The organism is Streptomyces venezuelae (assembly GCF_008642275.1).
Taxonomy (GTDB): Bacteria; Actinomycetota; Actinomycetes; order Streptomycetales; family Streptomycetaceae; genus Streptomyces; species Streptomyces venezuelae_E.
Genome location: NZ_CP029189.1, coordinates 1335275 through 1350477 on the forward strand (window position 1 = coordinate 1335275; position 15203 = coordinate 1350477).

Consider the following 15203-nt stretch of genomic DNA (forward strand, 5'->3'; position numbering starts at 1 on the left):
GCTCCTCGGGAATGGGTGTGTCGCTCGCGGTCGCCGGTCTCGGTCGCGATCGCGCTCTCAGTCCATGCCGATCCAGACCGACTTGGTCTGGGTGTAGCTCTCCAGCGACTCGGGGCCGCACTCGCGGCCGTAGCCGGAGGCCTTGTAACCGCCGTAGGGCACGGCGGGGTCGTACTGGTTGTAGCAGTTGACCCAGACCGTGCCGGCCTTGATCTGCGAGGCGACGCGGTGGGCCCGCCGCAGGTCCTTGGTGTGGACGCCGGCGGCGAGGCCGTACGCGCTGTCGTTGGCGATGCGGACGGCGTCCTCCTCGGTGTCGAAGGGGATGATCGACAGGACCGGGCCGAAGATCTCCTCCTGGGCGATCCGCATGCTGTTGTCGACGCCGGTGAAGATGGTCGGCAGGAAGTACAGGCCTTGGCTTGAGGCGCCCTCGGGGGTCCAGCCGCTTCCGCCGGTGCGCAGGACCGCGCCTTCCTTCTCGCCGACCTCGATGTACGAGCTGACCTTGTCGAACTGTCCGCGGTGGGCCAGCGGTCCGAAGAGGGTGGCCGGGTCGCGGGGGTCGCCGGGCTTGAGGTCGGCGGCCCGGCGGACCAGGCGTTCGACCATCTCGTCGTGGATGGGGCGCTGGAGCAGCAGCCGGGAGCCGGCGGTGCAGATCTCGCCCTTGTTGTAGTAGATGCCGAAGAAGGCGAGTTCCTCGGCGGCGTCGAGGTCGGCATCGGCGAAGACGATGTTGGCAGACTTGCCGCCGAGCTCCATCGTCACCTTCTTCAGGGTGCCGGCCGCCTTGCGGATGATCGTCTGGCCGACCGAGGTGGAGCCGGTGAAGGCGATCTTGTCGATGTCGGGGTGGCCGGTGAGGGTCTCCCCCAGTTCCACGCCCGGACCGGTGATGACGTTCAGCACCCCGTCGGGGATCTCCGCCTCCTGGAACAGCTCGGCGATCTTCAGGGCGGTCAGCGGGGTGGCCGGTGAGGGCTTGTGGACCACCGTGTTGCCCGCGGCGAGTGCCGGCGCGATCTTCGTCATCGACAGCAGCAGCGGGAAGTTGAACGGGGTGATGGCGCAGACCACGCCCAGCGGCTCGCGCAGGGTGTAGGCGAGCTGGCCGCCGGCCGGGGCGCGCGAGGATCCGTCGACACGGGTCACGGCCCCGGCGTAGTAGTGCATGAGCTGAGCGGCCATGGGGGCGTCGACCGTGCTGGAGAACGCGAACGGCTTGCCCATGTCCACGGTCTCCAGCAGGGCGATCTCCTCCAGGTCGCGCTCGATGAGCTCACCGACCCGGTTCAGCCGCAGCGCGCGCTCCTGGGCGGACAGTCTGCTCCAGGGGCCTTCCTCGTACGCCGTGCGGGCGGCGGCCACGGCCGCGTCCGCGTCGGCGGCGGCCGCCTGGGCCACCGGTACGATCTCCTGTCCGTCCACGGGGCTGATGTCCGGTTCGGTTCGGCCGTCCCGGGCCGGGACCCAGGCGCCGCCGATGAACAGTTTCCCGGGGTTGTCGAGGGGCTGGCCGCTCAGCTCACGCTTGGTCATGGCTGCCTTCCGGTTTCGGGTGCGGGGGTCTAGCCCTTCGCGAGCTGCCTCAAGAAGGTCTCGGCGAGGGCCTTGGAGGAGTAGGGGTTCTGGCCGGTCGTCAGCTTGCGGTCGACGACCACGTGCGAGTCCCAGATCGCTTCGGCCTTCTCGTAGCGGGCACCGAGCCGGGTGAGTTCGACCTCCAGGATCAGCGGAAGCCGGCCGGCCATGTTGGTGACCAGTTCCTCGCTGTGCGAGAAGGCGGTCATCCGGTAGCCCTCGAAGGGCCAGCGGCCTTCGCCGTCGCGCAGTGCGAGCAGCGAGGTGTGGCCGTGGCACACGGTGGCGAGCGGTTTGTCCTGGGCGATGACCCAGCGCAGGATCTGGGCGAGCTCGTCGGACTTGGGGAGGTCGCCGATGGCGCCGTGGCCGCCGCTGACGTAGACCCCGTCGTAGTCCGTGATGTCCTTCTCGGTGAGGGTCTCCAGGGCGATGGGGGTCCTCAGCTGGGGGGTGTTCTCGATGACCCGGACGTACTCGGCGGCGTTGGCCGCGTCCTCGTCCGGCGAACCCTGGGGGCGGACCCACTGGAGGAACTGGGGGTCGATGCTGGTCTGGTCGACCGTCGGCGCCCGGCCTCCGATCGTCGCCACGTCCACGTCGTGGCCGGCCGCCTTGAAGAGCGTGAAGGGAACGACGAATTCCTCGGCCCAGAATCCCGAGGGGTGCTGTTCGCCGTCGAGCAGATGCAGTGTGGCTTTGGCCGTCATGACGACGAGAATCTTCATGATTCTCTCCTTGTTCTGGATTCGCTGCCGATTCAACACGCCACCCGCAGGGGGCGTAAGGGGGATGACGTCAGGCCCGCGATACTTCGTCACGTGCGTCCAACGCCGAGATGATGGTGCGGAATTCACCGACCAGGGGGTGGTCGGGGTGAGCTTCGGCGAATATGCGCTCCCCGTACAGAGCCGCCATTTCCGGCGAGTAGGGAAGGATTCCGGCCAGTGGCGCCCCGTAGACCGCCTCGGAGCGCTTGCGGGCCGCTTCCCGGTCGATGCCTTCGGGGGCCATGCTCAGTACCAGGGTCCGCCGGCAGGTGAGGCGTCCGGCGAGGGCGATGGTCTCCTCGACCCCGGAGAGGTCGATGCGGTCGGCCCGCGCCATGATCATCAGTACGTCGGCGCTCGCCATGGCGGTCACCGACTCGTTGTTGAGCCCGGCGTGGGTGTCGAGCAGCAGCACGTCGAGGGCGTGGTGCGCGGCCAGCCGGTCGAAGCCCTCCGGTAGCAGCCCCACGTCGTAGCCGCCGCCCATGATCTCGCGGAGGGCGGCCGTCCCGGTCCGGGCCGGTACGACGTACAGACCCCCCTGACCGGGGAACGCGCCCGTCTCCTGGGCGGTGGTCTCGATCTCGCAGCGCCCGAGCAGGTAGTCGGTCAGGGAGGCGCCGGGCCCCAGGCGGAACAGCAGGTCCAGGGTCGGCGACTGGATGTCGGTGTCGACCAGCCCCACCCGGCGCCCCTCGGCCGCGAGGAGCAGCGCGAGGTTCGCCAGTACCGAGGACTTGCCCGTCCCACCGCGGTGCGAGTGCACGACGATGGTGCGGGTCATCTAGGCCACCACCCGGGTGCCGGCGCCGTCCGCGTGCGGCCCCCGCGCCGCGCGTGGCCGGTGCAGGGCCAGCATGGTGACGTCGTCGTGCTGTTCGGCGGTGCCGGTGTGCTCGCGCACCGCCCAGTCCATCCGGTCGACCACGTCCTTGCCGCTGGCCGCCGGACCGGCGAGGAGTTCGAGCATCCTGTCGTCGCCGAGGAAACTGCCGTTCGGGCAGCGGGCCTCGGGGACTCCGTCGGTGAACGCGAACAGGGTGTCGCCCGGGTCGAGCTGGGCGTAGCCGAGGGTGTAGACGCAGTCGGGCAGGATCCCGACGGCCGGTCCGGTGATGTGGAGGGCGACGGGCGGGCTGCCGTCGGCCGGCAGCAGCAGGGGCGGGTTGTGGCCGCCGTTGATGTAGACGAGGCTGCCGGTGAGCGGGTCGAGCACCCCGAAGAAGAGGGTGGCGAAGTAGCCCTGCCTCAGGTGGTTGCGGGTGAGGTAGCCGTTGGTGGCGGTGACCGCGTTGAGCAGCGGGGTGGCGCCGACGACCGGGATCCGCCGGCTGCCGCCGGCGCGTCCGGCGACCAGGTGCTGCAGGCCGCTGTTCTGCGCGGTGTGCCGCAGCAGGGAACGGATGAGCGCCATGAACAGCGCGGCTCCGACCCCTTTGTCGCAGACGTCGGCGACGACGAAGGCGAGCCGGCGGCCGCGGGAGATCTCGAAGACGTCGTAGAAGTCTCCGGCGACCTGCCGGGCGGGACGGAACCGCACGTCGATCTCCCAGCCGTCGGGGACGGGCATCGATTCGGGCAGGAAGCCCGCCTGGATCTCCCGGCCGATCTCCAGTTCCTTCTCGTAGCCCATGAGTTCGGCGCGGGCGTCGGCCTCCCGCAGGGTGCGGCCGAGTCCGGCGCGCTCCGAGCAGCTGTGCAGCCGGGCCCCGACGAGGGCGGGCAGGAAGGGCGGTACGAGGTAGTCGTGCCCGATCCGGACGTGCTCCTCCAGGGCGGCGAACTCCGTCACCGTCCAGACGACCACGATGGGGGCCCCGGCCCAGCGGCGGAGCCGGCGTACGGCCATCCGCACCGCCTCCCCGTCGGACTCGGCCGGGGCGAGCAGCACGTCCGCGACGGGCAGCAGTTCCATGGCGCCTTCGCGCAGCTCCGTCAGGGAGCGGGTGACGAGTGCCGCGTCCATCGTCCGCAGAGCGTCGAGCAGCTCGGGCGGCGGTAGCGGGTACGCGTCGAGGATGATCACGGTCGTGGAGGGCATGGGTCCGTCCCCTCAGCCTTCACAGTCAGGGTGCTGATGTTGCGGCCGTCCCTGTGCGCGTAGCCGAACTCGTCCACACTGGTGAGCGCCAGGTGGATGCCGAGGCCGCCGATCCGCCGTTCCTCGGGTGGGACCCCGGGGGCGGGCGGCAGGCGGCCTTCGACGGGGTCGAAGGGGGGTGCGCAGTCCTCGATGACGATCTGCACCCCGCCCGGGCCGGAGCGGCCGCGGACGGTGATCCGTCCGTCACCGCCCCGGTACCCGTGCATCACGATGTTCGTGGCCAGTTCGTCCACGGCCAGCCGGAGCCGGTAGGCGGCGCCCTTGTCCAGGCCCGCCGCCCCGGCCAGCCGCAGGACGAACGAGGCGATGTCGCCCAGTGCCCCCACCGTCGCGGGCACTTCCATGACGCAGGACGTCCTCGCCAGTTCGACCATGTCAGTCACGGTGGTCACTCATCGGAGAGGACGATGCTGCGGTCGAGCCCGGCGGTCCGGATGGTCCGGGACACGGGCTCGATGGCGCCGACCACCTTGATGGTGACGTCGTTCGCGACCTTCTGCTGGGCGAACACCAGGGAGCGCAGTCCGGCGCTGGCCATGTAGCCGACGCCCGCCATCCTGATCTCGACGGTCTGGGTGCCGTGGCCGGCGGCCTTCTCGATGGTCCTGTGGAAGTCCGGCGCGGTCTTGGCGTCCAGCTCGCCCGTCAGTTCGATCACGGTGGTGTCGCCCTCGATGCTCAGGGACACGGAAAGCGGCATGTCAGGTCTCCTTCGGTCAGGGCGTGTCGTGCTCGTCGGAAGCGTTCGTGCGGCCCACCAGGATCACCACCGAGCGCGGGCCGATCAGGTACTTCCCGGCGTTGTCCAGTTCCTGCTCGGCTCCGGGGGTGCGGATGTCGTACGGTGCCTCGGCCCCGGTGTCGGCGAACAGGTGCCAGCTCCGGCCTCCCGGCAGGGCGGGCAGTTCCAGGTCGTGCGACTCCCAGTGCGCGTTCATGGCCACGTACACCACGTCGTCGTCGCCGGTGCCGCAGCGGGCCACCGCCAGCAGCCGGCTCTCGGCCGACCAGTCGGGCTGCCAGGCCCGCTCCCCGTGCCAGCTGATGTCCGGCAGGCCCAGGTGCTCGCGGACCCGGCCGGTGGGGTGGGCGGTCGCGCGCAGCTCCCGGTGGTGCTTGCGGAACTCGATCATCTCCCGGGTGAACCGGAGCAGTTCGGCGTTGTCGTCGACCTGGTCCCAGTCGAACCAGGAGAGCTCGTTGTCCTGGCAGTAGGTGTTGTTGTTGCCCTGCTGGGTGCGCGCGACCTCGTCCCCGGCCAGCAGCATCGGGATGCCCTGACTGGTGAAGAGGATCGCGAGGGCGTTCTTCATCTGCCGGGTGCGCAGCGCGTTGATCTCCGGGTCGTCGGTGGGCCCCTCGGCGCCGCAGTTCCAGCTGTTGTTGTCGTTGGCGCCGTCGTTGTTGTTCTCGCCGTTGGCCTCGTTGTGCTTGTCGTTGTAGGAGACCAGGTCGGCGAGGGTGAAACCGTCGTGCGCGGTCAGGAAGTTGACCGAGGCCGCGGTGCCGCGGGTGGCGTACAGGTCGGGCGATCCGGCGATCCGGGTGGCGAGCTCGCCGGTGACCCCGGGGTCGCCCTTGAGGAAGCTGCGCACGGTGTCGCGGTACTTGCCGTTCCACTCGGCCCAGCGGCCGTACGCCGGGAAGTTGCCGACCTCGTAGAGGCCGCCGGCGTCCCAGGCTTCGGCGATGAGCTTGGTGTGCCGCAGGACCGGGTCGTAGGCGAGCAGTTCCAGCAGCGGCGGGTTGGGCAGCGGGGTGCCGTCCAGGGCCCGGCCGAGGATGGCCGCCAGGTCGAAGCGGAAGCCGTCGATGTGGTAGTCGGCGACCCAGTGGCGCAGGCAGTCGAGCACGTAGTTGCGCACGACGGGGTGGTTGCAGTTGACCGTGTTGCCGGTGCCGCTGAAGTTGAAGTAGTACCCCTCGGGCGTGAGCATGTAGTACGTGGCGTTGTCGAGCCCCTTGAAGGAGATCGTCGGGCCCTGCTCGTTGCCCTCGGCGGTGTGGTTGAAGACGACGTCGAGGATGACCTCGATGCCGGCCGCGTGCAGGTCCTTGATCAGGGTGCGGAACTCGTCGCCCTGCATGCCGTAGCGTCCGGTGGCCGCGTAGCCGGCCTTGGGCGCGAAGAAGGAGACGGTGTTGTAGCCCCAGTAGTCGAAGAGCTGCTCGCCCGTCTCCGGGTTGGTGCGCGGGTTGTCGCTCTCGTCGAACTCGAACACCGGCAGCAGTTCGATGCAGTTGACCCCGAGCTCCTTCAGGTACGGGATCTTCTCGCGCAGCCCCGCGAAGGTGCCGGGTGCGGTCACCTGCGAGGAGGGGTGCCGGGTGAATCCGCGCACATGGGTCTCGTACACGACGAGGTCCTCGGCGGGGATGCCCAGCGGAGTGTCGTCGCCCCAGTCGAAGTCCTGGAGGCAGACGCGGGAGCGGTACTGGTAGCCGCGGCTGCGGTCCGGCTCCACGCCCCACACGTCACGGCCGGCGATGAGGCGGGCGTACGGGTCGGAGAGCACCTGCCGGGCGTCGAAGCGGTGGCCGGTGACCGGGTCGTAGGGGCCGTCGGCCCGGTACCCGTACTCGATGTTCTCGTGGTCGAGGCCGAAGACGGTCATGGCGAAGACGCTGCCGGTGCGGAATTCCTCGGGGAACTCCAGTTCGGCCATCGGCTCGGGCTCTCCGCGCTTGAAGATGACCAGGGTCATGGAGGTCGCCTGGTCGGAGAAGACGGAGAAGCTGACCCCGCCGGGGACCACGTTGGCCCCGAAGGGGAACGGTTTGCCGGCGCGGACGCGGTACCCGCCCACCTCGTGGGTCGGGTACGCGTCGACGCGCAGCACCTGCTCGGACCGGGTCTCGGTCATCGCGCGGCCTTGGCCTTGGCCGTCGCCGCGACGGCCTCGCCGGTCTCGAAGAAGTCGAGGAAGCCGGTGGCCGACATGACGAACCGGACTTCCTCGCTCACCCCGTAGAGGGTGACGGCGACGCCGGCGTGCTGCGCCTCGCGGTAGACCACGAGCAGGGTGCGCAGGCCGGCGCTGGAGACGTAGGTGACCGCCGTGAGGTCGATCTTCAGCGGCTTGCCCTCGCGGACCAGCGGCAGCAGTGCCTGGAGCAGCGAGCCGGACGTCTCGCTGTTGATCTCGCCGGTGGCGACGAGCACGGTGCCCGTCTTGTTCCGGCGTTCCTTGACGTTGAGAGTCATTGCGTTCCCCTCTGGTTGGGGCGCCCCCCGTTGAGCGCTACTTGGTCACCGGGCGCAGCCGGACCTTGACCTTCACCCGACTCTGGACGTCGGGCAGCCGTACGGTGAGTGCGTCGGCGTCGAAGTCGGTGTACGGCTTCTCGTCGATCTCCACGGACGCGATCCGCACCGAACCGGCGGGAAGCAGGTCGGGCGAGACGCGCAGGACGCGGTCGGGCAGGTTCGTCGGGTCGGGCTGGAAGTGGAAGTCCATCTCCCGGCCGTTGACGAGCAGGTTGTTGTAGACGGCGGAGAGGTAGCAGAGCTCCGCCGAGTGGTACATGGACATCGAGTGGCTGCCCTTGAGCCGCTCGGTGCCGAGCAGGTACGGCGTACCGCTGGCGAGCACGTTGAAGTAGACGGCTCCCTCGTCGTGGTCGAGGAAGAAGGTGTTGTAGAAGGCCTGGGCCTGCCGGGCCTCGCGCAGGTTCGCGTCGCCGCCGACCGTGCCGTTCAGGATGAGGTAGGCGAGGATCGCCTGCTCCTGCTGCCACCAGGCCTTGCGGTCGTGCCAGGCGAACCGGTAGGCCTCCTGGTCGCCGTCCTTGATCCGCTCGACGACGTCGTACCAGCCGCCGCGCTGCACGTCGCTGCCGACGGCCGGCATGATCTCACCGATCTTCTTGGCGAGCTGCTCGTACTCCGGCTTGGCCTTCAGCGAGTTCATCCGCATCAGGTTCCAGGCGATCTTCAGGTTGTGGCCGACCACCGCGCGGTTCTGCTGCCAGCTGTGCGCGGTGTCGTGCGACCAGTCGCGGAAGAAGCGCTCCTGGACGAAGGGGCTGTTCTCGTAGTCCGGGAACTTGTCGGCGATGGTGTCGAAGGTGTATTCGAGGAAGTCGGCGTACTTCTGGTCGCCCGTCGCCAGGTACAGGTTGATCAGGTAGGCGGGCGCGTGGTCGCCGACCGAGTTCCAGTTCTTGCGCTCGGCGTTCTCGCCGAGGGACTCGTGGTCGGCGCTGAAGAGGATCGGGTCGATGTGGGAGTAGTAGCCGCCCTGCTCCGGGTCGAAGAAGAACTTGTCGAACAGCCGGATGGTGGCGTCCGCGTCGTTCTTGATCCGGACGTCGCCGGTGACCCGGTACGTCTGGATGGGGCCGGCCAGCGCGTAGATCTGCTCGTACATCGGGATCGCGTCGTAGTCGTCGGAGAACTCCGAGGTGAAGAGCTTGCGCTCGCTGTCCCCGTCGACGCTGATGCCGTGGTACCAGAAGACCACGTCCTCCTCGCTGTCCACGACCCGCATGTGCTTGCGCAGGTACTCGGTGCCGCGCTCGGCGACTTCCAGGTACTCGTCCTTGCCGGTCAGCAGGTAGGCCGAGGCCATGCCGTAGACCAGGCGGGAGATCGTGTCGGTCTCCTGGACGTGGCTGGCGGTCTTGTCACCGCCGAGCCGGATCTCGGTGCGGTATTCGGTGAAGTCCACCGGCCCGTCGCCGAACTGCGCCCGCTTGTAGAAGTCGGCCAGGGATTCGATCTGCTTGATCCACCAGCTGGGCTCCTCGAAGCGGTAGTCCTCGGCCCCGCGGCCCAGGAAGACCAGCCGCTTGGCGTCGAAGCGCCCGCCGCTCTCGGGGTAGTGGACCCCGTAGACGAAGAGGAACCGTCCGGGCGAGAGCATCTCGTCGATGTGCCCCGAGGCGTCGATGTAGGGCTCGTCCAGGTTGCGGACCAGCTCGGCGCTCGGGGCACCGGCGAGGGAGACCTCGAACTCGCGCCCGTCGGAGGTCTTCAGCCTCAGCAGCCGGGCCCCGGAGTCGAAGCGGGTGACGTATCCCGCGATCGTGTCGGAGAAGGAGAAGGTCACGGCGTCAGCCATGGGTCACGCACCGTCCTTGTCGTGAGAGCCGTCGTCCTCGTACCCCTGGCTGACCTCGACGACGACCCCGTCGGGATCGCGGACCCACACGGTCCGCCAGCCGCAGATGAAGTCGTCGAAGTCCAGTGGTCCCAGGGTCACTTCCGCCGCGTCGCCCAGCTCCGCCAGGAACGCGTCCACGCTGTCGGTCTGGAAGGCCAGGTGGCGCATCCGGCCGGGGGCCTGCGGACCGTCGCCGTTCGCCTGCCGGGCCGGTCCGGTGTCGCCCGCCGCGAAGAGCTCCAGGTACGCGTCCCCCTTGCGCAGGAACACGATCTGCGTCTCCCCGAGGTCGACCACCCGGGCCCGGGTGAAGCCGAAGTAGCGGGTGTAGAACTCCTCGGTGGTCTTCTGGTCCGTGCAGTTCAGGCCCACGTGGGACCACCGCAGCCCGGCGGCCATCAGCCGGCGCCCCGGCCCCGGCCGGCCGCGACCAGTTCGATGATCCGGCGGGCGAACAGGTGGTGGTGGGCGCCGGTGCGGCCGGTGACCAGGTCCCCGTCGACGACCACGTCCTCGTCGACGTACTCGCCGCCCATGTTCCGGACGTCACCGATGAGGTTGTTGTGGCAGACCACCTTGCGGCCGCGGATCCTGTCCGGGATCGAGGAGGCCAGCCACATGCCGTGGCAGATGATCCCCTTGAGGACCGTCGGCTCCTCGAAGGCCCGGCGCAGCAGCTCGGTCGCCGGAGCGAGGACGTCCACGTCCTCGGTGTGGCGCAGCCGGTCGGCCACCATGCCGGAGGGCACGATGAGCGCCGCGTAGCGCCGCAGGTCGTCGTCGCTCAGTCCCTCCAGGGACTGCGTGGCGGTGAAGGGCGCCCGGTACTCGTGCCCGGTGAAGGTGATGGAGTCGTTGCCCCACAGCCGGGTCAGGAAGTCGACCTCGGCACCCTCCTCGGCGAAGCGGCGCTGGTAGTAGAAGATCTCCGGCTCGTAGTAGTCGCTCTCGACCAGGACCGCGATCCGGGTCCCGGACAGCGCGCCCTCGCGCAGCACCGCGTCAGACACGGGAGGCTCCCTTCAGGAAGTCCGCCGCGCGCTCGGCGATCATCGCGATGGCGGTGTGGCAGTTGCCGGACGGGACGGCGGGCATCACGCTCGCGTCGACCACGCGCAGGTTCCGTACGCCGTGCACCCGCAGCTCGGGGTCGACGACGGAGAGGTCGTCGACGCCCATGCGGCAGGACCCGGCCTGGTGGTGGTAGCTCTCCGACTTCTGCTTCACGAAGGTCCGCAGGTCGTCGTCGCTCGCGTACCCGGGGCCGGGCTGCAGCTCCTGCTTGTACCAGGGCGAGAAGGCGGAGGTCGCGAAGAGCTCCCGGGCGATCTTCACGCCCTGCACCATCCGTTCCAGGTCCCACCGGTCACCCAGGTAGTTCGGGTTGATCAGCGGGTGGGCCAGCGGGTCGGCGCTCGCCAGCCTGATCCAGCCGCGCGAGACGGGCCGGACGACTCCGGGCAGGATGGACACCGTGTTGGGGTGGTCCTGGCCGACGATCACGTCGAACGGCACGTGGACGAAGGCGATCTGCAGGTCAGGGGCGGGCAGCCCGGGCCGGGAGGCCAGGAATAGAGCGCTCTCCGACAGGTTCTGCGCCGGCGGCGGGAGCTCCTGGGTGACCTCGGCCATCAGCCCGGTCAGGACGTGGTTGTGGAAGTTCTCACCGACCCCGGGCAGGGCCGCGGTGACCTCGATGCCGTGCTCGCGCAGCTGCTCGGGGTGGCCGATGCCGGAAAGCAGCAACAGCTTCGGGGACTCGATCGCCCCCGCCGCCACGATCACCTCCCGGCGGGCCCGTACGGTGTGCAGGCCGGGCGCGGCGGGGGTGCTGTGGCCGTCCCGGACGGTGCGGCCGGGGAACTCCGCGGGGGGCTGGAGCTGGACGTACTCGACGCCCGTACAGGTGTCCCCGTCGACCAGCAGCCGGGTGCTCTGCGCGTGGGTGCGCAGGGTCAGGTTGGCGCGCCGCAGGGCAGGCTCCAGGTAGGCGGCGAGGACGCCCTGGCGGCGGCCGTCGGCCACGTCGATGTGGTGCCAGCCGGTGCCGAACAGGCCGCGCCGGGGGCCGTCGGTGTTGAAGTCGTCGATCTCCTGGTGGCCCAGCTCGACGGCGGCGTCGATGAAGGCGCGGGAGACCGGGTTGGGGCCGTGCCGCCCGGCGTTGGTGATCCGCTGCGGGCCCCGGGTGCCGGTCGTGGCGGCGGTGGCGTCCTCCTGGCCCTCCAGCAGGGCGAAGTAGGGCAGTACGTCCTCGTGGGACCAGCCGGCGGCGCCCTGGTAGGCCCAGTTGTCGAAGTCCGAGGCGTGGCCCCGGATGTGCATCATGATGTAGAGGTTGCTGCTGCCGCCGGGGGCCTTGCCGCGCGGTTCGTACGTACGGCGGCCGTCGAGTCCGGGCTGCGGGGTGCTGGTGTAGCCCCAGTCCACCGGCCCGCCGAGGAGCTTGTACCAGGAGGACGGGTCGTCCACCTCGGGCGGGATACGGGAGCCGCCCGCCTCCAGGACCAGGACGGAGACGTCCGGGTCCTCGGAGAGCCGGTCGGCCAGCACGCTGCCGGCGGTGCCGGATCCCACGACGATGTAGTCGTACTCTTCGACGCTCACGGATCCCCCTCAGCCCTGGCCGAGCACCTGGAAGGGAACCGTGTCGTGGTAGTTCGCCATGTAGGCGATCTTTCCGTCCACGATCCGGAAGAAGTTCATGACCTCGGCCTCGATGGCCTCGCCGGAGGCGCTGACCGCGGTCAGGTGCGAGACGGCCGCGGCCTTCTCCCCGTCGACGAGGAAGTGCACGGGCTCGTTCCGGAAGACCCGGTACATGGTGCCCATGCCCTTCATCATCGAGCGCAGCACCTCCAGGCCCTCGATGTGGCCGGCGAGCTGCTCGTCCATCACCTGGTCGTCGGCGAAGAGGTCGCACCAGCGGTCCCAGTCCCCGGCGTTGGCGTACTCGTAGTACTTTCGAAGGATTTCGGTGTGGCTCTCGTGCGTGTCCATCGCGCTCGACCCCCTATCGGTCCCTGCGGGTTCCGTCCGGCCCGAACGGCGCCCAGAACTGGCTGAAGGCGGTCGCCGAGTCCCCGAAGAGCCCGTCGCGGCCCTCGACGATCCGGCCACCGCGCCACCGCATGAAGTGGAAGACCGGGTAGTCCATCCGCTCGTACGGGGACGTGCTCGTCTCGTCCGCGCCGTCCCGCAGAGCCACGTTGCGGCACACGTCGGCGCTGCAGTCCTCGCCGACGAGGACCGCCTGGATGTCCATCCGGAAGGTGCCGCCCGTGAGCTTGTGGGTCTGCCCCATCAGCTCCAGGAAGGCGTCCAGGCTCTCGTACCAGCCGGCCAGCGGGTGGCCGCCCGGCACCAGCCAGCGCAGGTCCTCGGAGTAGTAGTCGAGGATGCGCGCCCGGTCGCCGGAGCCGAGGGCGGCGTAGGCCGCCTCCACCCGCTCCCGTGTCACTTCGGTCATCGTCGCTTCTCCTTCGCCGGCGCTCAGAGCGAGCCGGAACCGGGCATCGGCGCCAGGTCGTTGACGGTGTACTGCCTGATCAGCGGTCCGTCCGGACCGGCCACGACCGTCCAGGTCTGGTCGGCGTCGAAGCCCAGCCACTGGCTGCGGGCGGCCGGCGGGTCCCAGATCTTGGCCTGCCAGTTGACGAGGACCCGGACGACCGCCCGGTCGCCCTCGATGACGGGCTCCACCTTGGTGACGGTGTGCACCTCGTCGAAGAAGCGGTGGGTGACGGCCGCGTACCAGCGGCCGAACCCCTCGTGCCCGAGGAAGGTGTCCTCGGGGACCTTGAACTCCAGGTCCTCGGTGATCAGGGCGAGCACGTCGTCCAGACCCACGTGCTGGTCCAGCGCCACGTACCAGTTCTCGGCGAAACTGCGGATCGCGTCCTCGGTCAGCTGCCGCTCGGCGGGCATGCGCTCTCCTCCTGTCCGTGCTGCGTGAGTGCTCTGGTCAGATCTGGACGTCCACGAGGAACGGTCCGGGGTGGGACAGCATCCGGCCCACGGCGGCGACCGCCTCGTCCGGCTTCTCCACGCGCATTCCGCCGGCGCCCAGCGACCGGGCCAGCCCCGCGAAGTCGATCTCGGGGTGGGAGAGGTCGAAGGAGTGCGGGAAGCCGTGCTCCGGGATGTCCCGCTCCCGCCAGTACTGGGCGATGTTGTCGTCCAGCAGCCGGTACTTGCGGTTGTTGCACACCACGAACTTGGCGTCGATGCCGTGCCGGGCCGCCGTCCACAGCGCCTGGTACGTGTACATGGACCCGCCGTCGCCCGCGAAACCGACCACCAGCCGCTCCGGCCGGGCCAGCTTGGCCCCGACCGCGCCCGGGAAGCCCACGCCGAGCGAACCGCCCCTGGTGAGGTGGTAGTCGCCGGGACGCTCCGCCGGCAGGTACCGGGTGACCAGCGGCGAGGTGGTCAGCGCCTCGTCGAAGACGATCAGGTCCCCGCCGGTGCGCTCGGCCAGGGTCCTCAGGAAGACGGCCATCGGCGTGCCGTCGTCCGTCTCCGGCCCCGTCTGACGCACCTCGCGGACCCGCTCCCGGATCCGTACGTCGATCCGGGCGGCCGCGGCGGCCCGGCGCTGGGGGGTCAGCTGCCGCTCCAGTACCCCGGCCAGCGCGCGCAGCGCCTGCCGGGGATCCGCGGCCAGGCCCAGGTCCACCGGGTGGTTCTTGGCGATCTCGTAGGCGTTGAGGTCGATGTGGACGACCTTGGCGCCCGCCCTGAAGGGGCTCTCCAGCTCGGGGAAGACCTCCGGGAAGACATAGGTGCCGACGATCAGCACCCCGTCGGCGTCCCCGACGAGCTCCTTGCTGTGCGGTCCGAACATGTGCCCGGTCTGGCCCCGCCGCAGCGGGTGCGACGCCGCGATGTTCACCTCGGACGAGTCGACCTCGTACACGTCGGCGCCCAGCAGCTCGGCGACGGCGACCAGCTCGGCCTGTGCCCCGGAAAGCGCGACCCCGTCCCCGACCAGGATGACCGGCCGCTCGGCGGAGGCGAGCAGGGCGGCCGCCCGCCCCACCGAGGCCGGCGAGGGCGCGACGTCCGTGAGGACCTCCGTGGACGGCAGGACGGGCTCGGAGTTGAGCTCGTCCAGCACGTCCATCGGCAGCGCCACGAACACGGGCCCGCGGGGCGGGGTGAGCGCGATCTTCACGGCCCGCCGGACGGTGCGGAGCACGGACCGCGGGTCGGTGACCCGCGTCGCGTACTTGGTCACCGGCCTGGCCATCGCCACCAGATCGCACGCCATCTGCGCGTCCATGGCGTCGTAACGCACCCCCGCGTCGCCGGCGACCACGACGAGCGGGGTGTGACCGCGCAGCGACTGGTAGAGCATGCCGATGCCGTTGCCCAGGCCGACGCCGGAGTGCAGCTGGAGCAGGGCCGCGCCGCCGGTCGCCCGGGCGTACCCGTCGGCGATGCCGGCGGCCACGGTCTCCTGGAGGGCGAGGACGTAGTGGAAGTCCTCCGCCGCGTCCACCGCGTCGAGGAATCCCTGTTCCACCGTCCCCGGATTTCCGAACATCACATTCAGGCCGTCGGCCTTGAACTGCTCGATCAGCCTTTCCCGTCCGGGAGTGGCTTCCATGAATTCCCCCTCGACTCTCGTATTTCCCA

The 15203-nt window shown here is 69.8% G+C and carries 16 protein-coding genes; all 16 read right to left on the reverse strand.

What is annotated here, in order from left to right; genetic code table 11:
• Positions 1 to 57 precede the first annotated feature (57 nt).
• Positions 58 to 1542, reverse strand: coding sequence for an aldehyde dehydrogenase family protein (locus DEJ51_RS05305; RefSeq protein WP_150256540.1), 1485 nt, complete (start codon positions 1540 to 1542; stop codon positions 58 to 60).
• Positions 1543 to 1571: 29 nt separating this feature from the next.
• Positions 1572 to 2312 (reverse strand): type 1 glutamine amidotransferase domain-containing protein, encoded by a 741-nt coding sequence (locus DEJ51_RS05310; RefSeq protein WP_150256541.1) that lies wholly within the window; start codon positions 2310 to 2312, stop codon positions 1572 to 1574.
• A gap of 70 nt (positions 2313 to 2382) precedes the next feature.
• Positions 2383 to 3138 (reverse strand): MinD/ParA family protein, encoded by a 756-nt coding sequence (locus tag DEJ51_RS05315; RefSeq protein WP_150256542.1) that lies wholly within the window; start codon positions 3136 to 3138, stop codon positions 2383 to 2385.
• Complete coding sequence (locus tag DEJ51_RS05320) at positions 3139 to 4395, reverse strand: PP2C family protein-serine/threonine phosphatase (protein WP_150256543.1); 1257 nt, start codon at positions 4393 to 4395, stop codon at positions 3139 to 3141. It abuts the gene before it with no gap.
• Positions 4377 to 4850, reverse strand: a complete 474-nt coding sequence (locus DEJ51_RS05325; RefSeq protein WP_223835679.1) for an ATP-binding protein — start codon at positions 4848 to 4850, stop codon at positions 4377 to 4379. The genes DEJ51_RS05320 and DEJ51_RS05325 overlap by 19 nt, the downstream gene beginning before the upstream one ends.
• Positions 4847 to 5158, reverse strand: coding sequence for an STAS domain-containing protein (locus DEJ51_RS05330; RefSeq protein ID WP_030008825.1), 312 nt, complete (start codon positions 5156 to 5158; stop codon positions 4847 to 4849). The genes DEJ51_RS05325 and DEJ51_RS05330 overlap by 4 nt, the downstream gene beginning before the upstream one ends.
• A 16-nt stretch (positions 5159 to 5174) precedes the next feature.
• Positions 5175 to 7322, reverse strand: coding sequence for a glycogen debranching protein GlgX (gene glgX / locus DEJ51_RS05335; RefSeq protein WP_223835680.1), 2148 nt, complete (start codon positions 7320 to 7322; stop codon positions 5175 to 5177).
• Positions 7319 to 7663 carry an STAS domain-containing protein gene (locus DEJ51_RS05340; protein ID WP_150256544.1) on the reverse strand — a complete coding sequence of 115 codons (345 nt, stop codon included), beginning with the start codon at positions 7661 to 7663 and terminating at the stop codon, positions 7319 to 7321. The genes glgX and DEJ51_RS05340 overlap by 4 nt, the downstream gene beginning before the upstream one ends.
• 37 nt (positions 7664 to 7700) lie before the next feature.
• Positions 7701 to 9521: an AGE family epimerase/isomerase gene (locus DEJ51_RS05345; RefSeq protein ID WP_150256545.1), complete on the reverse strand. Its 1821-nt coding sequence runs from the start codon at positions 9519 to 9521 to the stop codon at positions 7701 to 7703.
• Between the two features lie 3 nt (positions 9522 to 9524).
• Positions 9525 to 9962 (reverse strand): VOC family protein, encoded by a 438-nt coding sequence (locus DEJ51_RS05350; RefSeq protein ID WP_150256546.1) that lies wholly within the window; start codon positions 9960 to 9962, stop codon positions 9525 to 9527.
• Positions 9962 to 10573 (reverse strand): DJ-1/PfpI family protein, encoded by a 612-nt coding sequence (locus DEJ51_RS05355; RefSeq protein ID WP_150256547.1) that lies wholly within the window; start codon positions 10571 to 10573, stop codon positions 9962 to 9964. Before DEJ51_RS05355 ends, DEJ51_RS05350 begins: the two co-directional genes overlap by 1 nt.
• Complete coding sequence (locus DEJ51_RS05360) at positions 10566 to 12170, reverse strand: GMC family oxidoreductase (RefSeq protein WP_150256548.1); 1605 nt, start codon at positions 12168 to 12170, stop codon at positions 10566 to 10568. Before DEJ51_RS05360 ends, DEJ51_RS05355 begins: the two co-directional genes overlap by 8 nt.
• Before the next feature lie 9 nt (positions 12171 to 12179).
• Positions 12180 to 12563, reverse strand: a complete 384-nt coding sequence (locus DEJ51_RS05365; protein WP_150256549.1) for a nuclear transport factor 2 family protein — start codon at positions 12561 to 12563, stop codon at positions 12180 to 12182.
• A gap of 13 nt (positions 12564 to 12576) precedes the next feature.
• Positions 12577 to 13032, reverse strand: a complete 456-nt coding sequence (locus DEJ51_RS05370) for a nuclear transport factor 2 family protein (RefSeq protein WP_223835681.1) — start codon at positions 13030 to 13032, stop codon at positions 12577 to 12579.
• Between the two features lie 23 nt (positions 13033 to 13055).
• Entirely contained in the window at positions 13056 to 13490 is a 435-nt protein-coding gene (locus tag DEJ51_RS05375; protein ID WP_150256551.1) for a nuclear transport factor 2 family protein, read from the reverse strand.
• 37 nt (positions 13491 to 13527) lie between these two features.
• Complete coding sequence (locus DEJ51_RS05380; RefSeq protein ID WP_150256552.1) at positions 13528 to 15174, reverse strand: thiamine pyrophosphate-binding protein; 1647 nt, start codon at positions 15172 to 15174, stop codon at positions 13528 to 13530.
• Positions 15175 to 15203 lie beyond the last annotated feature (29 nt).

Coding starts and splice junctions, on each gene's coding strand:
- glgX (WP_223835680.1), bottom strand. CDS start 7,322: ATGACCGAGACCCGGTCCGAGCAGGTGCTGCGCGTCGACGCGTACCCG.
- DEJ51_RS05305 (WP_150256540.1), bottom strand. CDS start 1,542: ATGACCAAGCGTGAGCTGAGCGGCCAGCCCCTCGACAACCCCGGGAAA.
- DEJ51_RS05320 (WP_150256543.1), bottom strand. CDS start 4,395: ATGCCCTCCACGACCGTGATCATCCTCGACGCGTACCCGCTACCGCCG.
- DEJ51_RS05310 (WP_150256541.1), bottom strand. CDS start 2,312: ATGAAGATTCTCGTCGTCATGACGGCCAAAGCCACACTGCATCTGCTC.
- DEJ51_RS05365 (WP_150256549.1), bottom strand. CDS start 12,563: ATGGACACGCACGAGAGCCACACCGAAATCCTTCGAAAGTACTACGAG.
- DEJ51_RS05315 (WP_150256542.1), bottom strand. CDS start 3,138: ATGACCCGCACCATCGTCGTGCACTCGCACCGCGGTGGGACGGGCAAG.
- DEJ51_RS05345 (WP_150256545.1), bottom strand. CDS start 9,521: ATGGCTGACGCCGTGACCTTCTCCTTCTCCGACACGATCGCGGGATAC.
- DEJ51_RS05370 (WP_223835681.1), bottom strand. CDS start 13,032: ATGACCGAAGTGACACGGGAGCGGGTGGAGGCGGCCTACGCCGCCCTC.
- DEJ51_RS05380 (WP_150256552.1), bottom strand. CDS start 15,174: ATGGAAGCCACTCCCGGACGGGAAAGGCTGATCGAGCAGTTCAAGGCC.
- DEJ51_RS05330 (WP_030008825.1), bottom strand. CDS start 5,158: ATGCCGCTTTCCGTGTCCCTGAGCATCGAGGGCGACACCACCGTGATC.
- DEJ51_RS05340 (WP_150256544.1), bottom strand. CDS start 7,663: ATGACTCTCAACGTCAAGGAACGCCGGAACAAGACGGGCACCGTGCTC.
- DEJ51_RS05375 (WP_150256551.1), bottom strand. CDS start 13,490: ATGCCCGCCGAGCGGCAGCTGACCGAGGACGCGATCCGCAGTTTCGCC.
- DEJ51_RS05350 (WP_150256546.1), bottom strand. CDS start 9,962: ATGGCCGCCGGGCTGCGGTGGTCCCACGTGGGCCTGAACTGCACGGAC.